The 8,054-nt window shown below is 63.4% G+C and carries 5 protein-coding genes; all 5 read right to left on the bottom strand.

All coding sequences use genetic code 11. From position 1 onward, the window contains the following. Positions 1-442: 442 nt before the first annotated feature. The gene (locus BBIA_RS11145; RefSeq protein ID WP_033496176.1) at positions 443-1,993 is read right to left on the bottom strand and encodes an MFS transporter; all 1,551 of its coding nucleotides are present in this window, start codon (positions 1,991-1,993) and stop codon (positions 443-445) included. Positions 1,994-2,270: 277 nt separating this feature from the next. Continuing rightward, complete coding sequence (locus BBIA_RS11140; protein ID WP_033496175.1) at positions 2,271-3,638, bottom strand: replication-associated recombination protein A; 1,368 nt, start codon at positions 3,636-3,638, stop codon at positions 2,271-2,273. Between the two features lie 63 nt (positions 3,639-3,701). Beyond that, entirely contained in the window at positions 3,702-6,266 is a 2,565-nt protein-coding gene (locus BBIA_RS11135) for a DEAD/DEAH box helicase (protein ID WP_033496173.1), read from the bottom strand. A gap of 194 nt (positions 6,267-6,460) precedes the next feature. Then, complete coding sequence (locus tag BBIA_RS11130) at positions 6,461-7,525, bottom strand: PPK2 family polyphosphate kinase (protein WP_033496171.1); 1,065 nt, start codon at positions 7,523-7,525, stop codon at positions 6,461-6,463. A 119-nt stretch (positions 7,526-7,644) separates the two neighbouring features. Then, the coding region (locus BBIA_RS11125; RefSeq protein WP_035138408.1) for an ABC transporter permease subunit at positions 7,645-8,054 on the bottom strand (410 nt) is incomplete at its 5' end.

The raw sequence follows: 8,054 nt of genomic DNA, 5'->3' as shown, positions 1-8,054 counted from the left end.
GTCATGTTCTTGCGCAGTTGTCGGGCGAGAGGCGTGTTGGCTTGCTGGTATTCCCTCATGGGTTTTTAGGATACTGGGTGCATGCTGGTATTGGAATCGCGCTATCGCGCGATACGGTGCTTGTTGGCGGCGCGTAGCGCCGCGACGCTCCCCCACCCGGCTTCGCCGGGAGCCCCCTCAGCCGAGGGGGCCGAGAGCTACCGCCAGCATTGGGAAGCGTTGCAACCATTCGGGCGCGGCAGCGGTTGCTACCGCCGGAAACAGCGTATTGCGCGTAGCGCAATGCCGTTTTCATCGCGCGATAGCGCGATGCTGAGATTGCGCTCTCGCGCAATCTCACGACAACACAGCATCGAACGCGCGAACCGTGCGGACGATACCGATACCACAGAGCCATGCCTCACCGAACCCACTCATACACACCAAAATACGAAGAGCCCGATTACCTCCGGCGCGCGGCGCGCAGACGGAACGCTGCGACGAGCGAGACGATCGAGACCACGCAGATCACGATCATCACGGCGAATACGGCCGCGCCGCCGACGGCCGTGGCGTGGCGGAACGCGGCCGAGCCCTCCTCGCCCGCGCCGGCCTGCGCCACGCCGAGAATCGTGGAGAACAGGGCCGTGCCGACCGCACCGCCGAACTGCAGCGAGGTCTGGAACACAGCGTTGCCGTCCGGCGTGAACTCGCGGTCGATGCCGCTCAGCGCGCTGGTCATGATGTTTGAATATCCGAGCGCATAGCACAGGCCGAAAATGAAGTAGAATCCGGCCAACAGCCCGGGCGTGAGATGCATGGAGAACACGAGCAGCAGAATCGGCCCGAGCGTGGCCGTGCCGATCGCGGCGAGCACCGGGCGGGGCGCACCGAACCGGTCGTACAGCATGCCGCCCACGGGTGCGAAGAACGCGCCGATCAACGCGCCCGGCAGCACGAGCGCGCCAGCCACGAACGCGGTCGTGCCGAGCGACATCTGCGCCACGTTCGTGATCACGTAGCCGAATCCGATGCCGTTGATCGGCAGCAGCAGGTACGGCAGCAGGTGCAGCAGCACGACCGGGTCACGCAGCCAGCCGAGCCGGATCAGCGGCGAGAACGAGCGACGCGACGACCAGCCGAAAAACAGCAGCGATCCGACGCCGACGATCAGGCTGACGACGGCCAGAATCGCCGGGCGCAGCGCCGCGGTCGCACCGGAACCGCCGGACACGGCCTCGCTGACCGCCACGCCGGCCTGGTTGAGCGCGAAAATCAAGCCGCACAGGGCCAGCACGATCGCCACGAACTGCAGCGGGTTGAGCTGCGCCGCCTCGGTCGGGCGCGTCTGGCGGATGCAGCGCAGGCCGACCGGCAGGGACAGCAGCAGCACGATCGGAATGACGATGACGAAGATCGCACGCCACGGCAGCACGCTGGAGATCGCGCCGCCGACGGTCGGCCCGATGGCCGGCGCGACGGTGATGACGAGCGAGCCCACGCCCATGAGCTGGCCGACCTTGGAACGCGGCGCCTGCTGGAGGATGATGTTCATCATGAGCGGCGTGGCGATGCCCGAGCCGACGCCCTGGATCACGCGCGCGATGAGAATGAGCGGAAACGCGTGGCCGACGATCATGATGAACGAGCCGGTGACGGCCAGCACGACGGCCGCGACGAACAGCGTGCGCAGCTTGAACCGTCGGTTGAGGAACGACGAGAGCGGCATGGTGGCCGCGACGACGAGCAGGTAGATCGTGGTGATCCACTGCACGGTGGCCGTGTTGACGTTGAATTCGACCATAAGCTGCGGGAACAGCACGGTCATGACCGTTTCGGTGAGGATGCCGACGAACGCGAGCGAGCCGACGGCGACGATCGAGCCGATCAGGCTGAGCGGGATGCGCTCGTCGGGATGTGCGGCGTGCGTGTCGTGCGCCGCGTTTGCGTGATGGGTGATTTCGGTGCGTTCCGTTTCGGTATTGCCTACCTGACGTGTCGTCGGCGATTCCATACGTACTCCCGTTTCTTGCTTTCGACTCTCATGACAACGCATGACGGCATATGACGGCAGTCGCATGGCGGCGACCACATGCGGTCATGAGCCTCTCGGAATGTGGTTTACCAACCGTTCGGGCGTCTTGTCTCGACGGATCGCAACCGAATCGAACGCTGGTCGCTCGGCCATCCGTTTCCGCCCCTAACCACCGTTCACCTTAGCCGACCGTGCTGGACAATCATGTCGAACGGGGATATGTCCGGACGGACCGTAGCGCGCGAGCGCGATGCCGTCATTCGCCGCTGTGCAAAATCTTGCGGATCTTCTCCAATCGCGGGCCGACCTCGTGCTCGTAGCCGCGGTCGTTGGGATGGTAGTATTCGCGCCCGCGCAGTTCCTCAGGCAGGTATTCCTGCGGGGCGACCGCGCCCGGCCAGTCGTGCGCGTACTTGTAACCCTCGTGGTTGCCCCACTCCTTCATGAGTTTGGTGGGCGCGTTTCTCAAGTACAGCGGCACCTGGCCGATGAGTCCGGCATCCACGTCGGCGAGCGCTGCGTTGATCGCGTTGTAGCTGGCGTTCGATTTCGGCGCGGTGGCCACGGCGATGGTCGCTTCCGCGAGGATGATGCGAGCTTCGGGCATGCCGATCATCGCAACGGCCTGTGCGGCGGCGACGGTGACCTGCAGGATCTGCGGCGCGGCCATGCCGACCTCTTCGGCCGCGGCGATCATGATGCGCCGGGCGATGAAGCGCGGATCCTCGCCGGCGCGCAGCATGCGCGCGAGATAGTGGATGGCGGCGTCCGGGTCGGAGCCGCGCATGGATTTGATGAACGCGGAGATGACGTCGTAGTGGTCGTCGCCGTCCTTGTCGTAGCGCACGGTGGCCACGTCCATGACCTTGCTGACGATGTCGGGCGTGATGATCGGCTTGCGCGCGCCTTTTTTGCGCTGCTGGTCGCCGGTGGCCGCCCCGGCCGCGGCTTCGAGGATGGTGAGCGTCTTGCGCGCGTCGCCGCCGGCGAGCCGGATGATTTCGTCGATCGCGTCGTCGCCGATCTTCACTTCGCCCTTGAGTCCGCGCTTGTCGTCGACGGCACGCGTGATGAGCGTTTTCAGATCGTCCGGTTCGAGCGATTCGAGCTTGACGACGACGGACCGGCTGAGCAGCGGTTTGATGACCGAAAAGCTCGGGTTTTCGGTGGTGGCGGCGATGAACGTGACGTCGCGGTTTTCGACGCTCGGCAGGAGCGCGTCCTGCTGCGATTTGGAGAAGCGGTGCACCTCGTCGATGAACAGCACAGTTTCCTTGCCTTCGGACACGAGCCGTTGGCGAGCACGGGCGAGCACGTCGCGCACGTCCTTGACGCCGGACGTGACGGCGGAGAGTTCCTCGAACGCGCGGCCGGACTGTTTGGCGACGATGTAGGCGAGCGTGGTCTTGCCCACGCCGGGAGGTCCGAACAGGATGATCGAACTGGGCGCGGCAAGCGATCCTTTGGACGCGGGGTTGGCGAGCCTGCGCAGGGGCGAGCCCTCCCCCAGCACCTGACGTTGGCCGACCACTTCGTCCAGCGTGCCCGGCCGCATCCTCACCGCCAACGGCCGCGTCATGTCCTCGGGCACGTCCGCCGCGTCAAACAGGTCGTTATCGCTCATGGCATCCCATCATATCCCTACCATCGAACACCTGTTCGACAATTCTGTAATCCGCGTACAACGTCAGGACGCGGCTCCGACGTGATAGTCGAAGAACACCACCTCGCCGGTCTCCTGCGTGGTGTCGAGGTCGACGGTGCCGGTGATGGCCCAGTCGTGGTCACCGTCGGAGTCGTCGATGATCTGGCGCACTTTCCACGCATGCTCCTTCTTTTCGAGCGAATCGTCGAGAATGAACAGCTTGCCGGAACGGGCGGCCGCGTCGATGCCGACGTACTCGTGCTCGTCGTAATAGTCGTCGAGTGCATCCTCCCATTCGTGCACGCCGTAGCCCCAGTCCTTGTCGAGCGCGCCCAGCTCGTCCGGACGGTCCAGGTCCATGAGCTGCACGCGACGGAACATGGCGTTGCGAATCAGCACGATCAGGCCGCGGCGATCCTCAACCACCGCGTCCTTCGCGCCCGGCGCGGCGAGCGTCGCCGCCGCTTCGGACGCGTCCGATTCGGCGCCCGCGTTCTCCCATTCGTCGACGAGGCTGGAGTCGATCGAACGCACGACCACGCGCAGCCACGAGATGATGTCGTCGAGCTGCTCGTCGCGCTTTTCGACTGGCACGGTGCGGGCGAGCGCGCGGTACGCGTCCGACAGATAGCGCAGCAGCGTGCCTTCGGAGCGTGCGATGTTGTAGCGGGCGATGTATCCCGTGAAGTCGGACGCGGTTTCGACCATGTCGCGCACGACCGACTTGGGGCTCAGCCAGTAGTCGTTCGCCCACGGCACGTCGGCGCGGTACTGGTCGAATGCGGCCTGCAGCATGTCCTCAAGCGGCTTCGGATACGTGATCTCCTGCAGCTTGTCCATGCGCTCGTCGTAGTCGAGGCCGTCCTCCTTCATCTCGGCGAGCGCCTTGTCTCGCGCCTGTCGCTCCTGCGCTTTCAGAACCTGCTTGGGGTCTTCGAGCGTGGCCTCGACCATGGAGATCACGTCGAGCGCGTACGTGTCGGATTCCGGGTCGAGCAGTTCCAAAGCCGCGAGCAGGAACGGCGAGAGCGGCTGGTCGAGCGCGAAGTCGTCGGGCACGTCCACGTCGAGGAAATAGTCCTTGCCGCCGTCGTCGCGATCCTCGGTTTCGATGACCTTCGTGTCGAACAGGGTCTGGAAGATCTCGTCGGCGCGCTGGTGCAGCTGCTCCTTCTGGTCCGGGGTCTGCGCGGAGTCGTCGATGAGCCGGTCGACGCGGTAGCGCGCGTCGCCGCCCTGCGCGACCTCGTTGAGCACCATCGAATGCGTGATCTTCATGTGCGGCACGAGCGTTTCGGGAGCCGCGTCGATGAGCTTGTCGAACGTGGCCTGGTTCCACGTGACGAACCCTTCGGGTGCCTTCTTGCGCTTGACCTTCTTGAGTTTCTTCGGATCGTTGCCGGCCTTGGCCACGGCTTTCGCGTTCTCGATCTCGAATTCGGGGGCTTCGGCAATCACGAGGCCTTCCGTGTCGAAGCCCATGCGGCCCGCGCGGCCGGCGATCTGATGGAACTCACGTGCGCGCAGCTTGCGCATGTGCGTGCCGTCGAATTTGGTGAGCGCGGTGAGCACGACGGAATGAATCGGCACGTTGATGCCGACGCCGAGCGTGTCGGTGCCGCAGATGACCGGCAGCAGGCCCTGTTGGGCGAGCTGTTCGACGAGTCGACGGTATCGCGGCAGCATGCCGGCGTGATGGATGCCGATGCCGGTACGCAGGAGCCGCTGCAGGATCTTGCCGAACGCGGTGGTGAACTTGAAGCCCTTGACCGCTTCGGCGATGGCCGCGCGCTGCTCCTTGCTGGAGACGCCGGTCGAGGCGAGCGCCTGCGCGGTGTCGAGCGCCGCGTCCTGCGAGAAGTGGACGACGTAGATCGGCGTGGAGCCTTCGCGGAACGCGAGCTCGACGGTTTTCTCGAGCGGGTCGAGCGTGTACTCGTAGGTGAGCGGGACCGGTCGCGGCGCGTCGGCGATGATGTCCACGTCCGTGTCGGTCATGTCTTCGAGCTTGTCGGCGATCGCATCCACGTTGCCGAGCGTCGCGCTCATGAGCAGGAACTGCGTCTTCGGCAAGGTCAGCAGCGGCACCTGCCACGCCCAGCCGCGCTCCGGATCGCCGTAATAATGGAATTCGTCCATCGCCACGCAGCCGACGTCCGCGTGCCGGCCTTCGCGCAGCGCTTGGTTGGCGAGGATTTCAGCCGTGCAGCAGATGATCGGCGCATCGGAGTTGATGTGCGTGTCGCCGGTGATCATGCCCACGTTGTCGCGACCGAACACGTCGACCAAATCGAAGAACTTTTCCGACACGAGCGCCTTGATCGGGGCGGTGTAATAGGAGCGTCGGCCGGTGCACAATGCGGCGAAGTGCATGCCGAGCGCGACGAGCGACTTGCCCGAACCGGTGGGCGTGTTCAGGATCACGTGGTCGCCGGCGAGGAGGTCCATGATGGCCTCTTCCTGATGGGGCCATGGGTCAACGTGCTTGACGTCGTGCACCCAGTTAAAGAAGCGCTCGTAAATTTCGTCAGTGTCGATGTTGCGGTCGCCGTCGTCCCAACTCGGCGCCAATGCCCCTAGGGAGCCATAAGTCTCAGTATCTGCCATAATGTCTCCCAGTCTACTCGACGCCTTCCGGTTCCCGGGATTGGCACCATAAATCCCGGGAACCAGGAATCGCACATTACCGCGCAAACTCACATACCAGAATCGTTGCGATTCCGGGGAACAAGGCGGAAAACCGAACACGGTCCAGTTCCCGGGATTTTTGCCGCAAAATCCCGGGAACCAAGACGCCCCGACTAGCCCAGTCTCCTTCTGGCCTCCACCGGGTCGACGCCCGCGTCCAACGGCGGCCACGTCATATTCATGTTCTTCAAGGTGGTGCGCAGCAACTCGGACACGACGGCGCGAGAATACCACCGGTTGTCGGCCGGCACGAGATACCACGGCGCGGACTGCGTGCTCGTGTGCTCGAACACCTCCTGCCATGCGGCCATGTAGTCGTCCCAACGGTCTCGCGCATCCAAATCAGACACGTCGAACTTCCAGAACTTGGTCGGATCCTCAAGCCTCGAGAGAAAATGGCGTTTTTGTTCGTCTTTGCTGACGACGAGGAAAATTTTGATGATCGCACAGCCGTCGGCGACCAGATTGCGCTCGAACTCGTTGATGAGATCGTATCGTGCGCGCCATTCCGCTTCCGGCACGGTGCCGTAAACGTGCGGCATGACGATGTCCTCATAGTGCGACCGGTCGAACACGCTGATCCAGCCGGGATCGGGCAGTTCGCGTTCGACGCGCCAGAGGAAGCCGTGCGCGAGTTCCTCCGCGCTTGGTTTGCCGAAGCCGTGATAATGGATGCCCATCGGGTTGCCTTGACGGAAGACGTGCTTGACGATGCCGCCTTTACCGGAGGCGTCCATGCCCTGCAGCACGATGAGCAGCCTGCGGCGGGAACCCTTGACGCCGTTCGCGTACAGCAGGTTCTGATAGCGTGCGATTTCGGACGAGCTGAGCGCGATGAACCGTTCCGCGTCGTCCTTGTCGCCGTCGAAGCCGGGCGTCGAATCGCCGATGACGTCGTTGGCGTTTACGCCGTGATGGAACATGAGCCGCTGCGCCGGCGGCAGCGACCAGACCGCGCTGAGCAGTTCACTTGATTTGGCCGCGTTGGCGAGACGCTCGGCCACCGTGGTGCTCGCCTCGATCGCGCCGATCCGGTCTTCCGCACGTTTGAGCGTCTTGTCGATGCGCTTGTCCGGCTTGGTGGTTTTGTCTTTATCCCGGTCGAACTTATCCGGTTTGACAGCCTTGTTGACCTTGCCGCCATCTTTGGCGTCCGTCTTCTTGTCGTCTTTGCCCATGTCCACGATTCTACGGTGCAATCAAAGAAACCCGCCGAAACGCTTCCACGCTTCGACGGGTTCTTATCGCTAACGCCGCTGATACAGTATCGCGCTTTGCACGATGCTGTGTTGTTGGATCAGCCTTTCACGGCGCCGATCATGACGCCCTTGTTGAAGTACTTTTGCAGGAACGGGTAGAGGATCAGGAGGGGGGCGGTGGAGACGATGATCACGCCGTACTTGATCTGGTCAGCCAACTGCTGCTGCTGGAGTGCGCTCTGGCCACCGTTACCGGCACCGCCCTGCTGAGTCTGGTTCGCCAAGAGGATGTTCTGCAACACCATCTGCAGGGGCTGCTTCGTATCCGTACGAATGTAGATCAGGCCCGTGAAGTAATCATTCCAATGACCCACGAAGTAATACAAGCCCAACACGGCGATGATCGCACTGGACAGGGGGATCACGATTTTGAGGAAGTAGCCGAAGAATGAGAGGCCATCAATCTGCGCCGCATCATGCAGTTCTTCAGGAATCGAGGTTTCGAAGA

This window comes from Bifidobacterium biavatii DSM 23969 (assembly GCF_000741165.1).
GTDB lineage: Bacteria > Actinomycetota > Actinomycetes > Actinomycetales > Bifidobacteriaceae > Bifidobacterium > Bifidobacterium biavatii.
The sequence above is the reverse complement of the archived record's forward strand: the minus strand, read 5'-3'. Positions and strand labels throughout refer to the sequence as shown.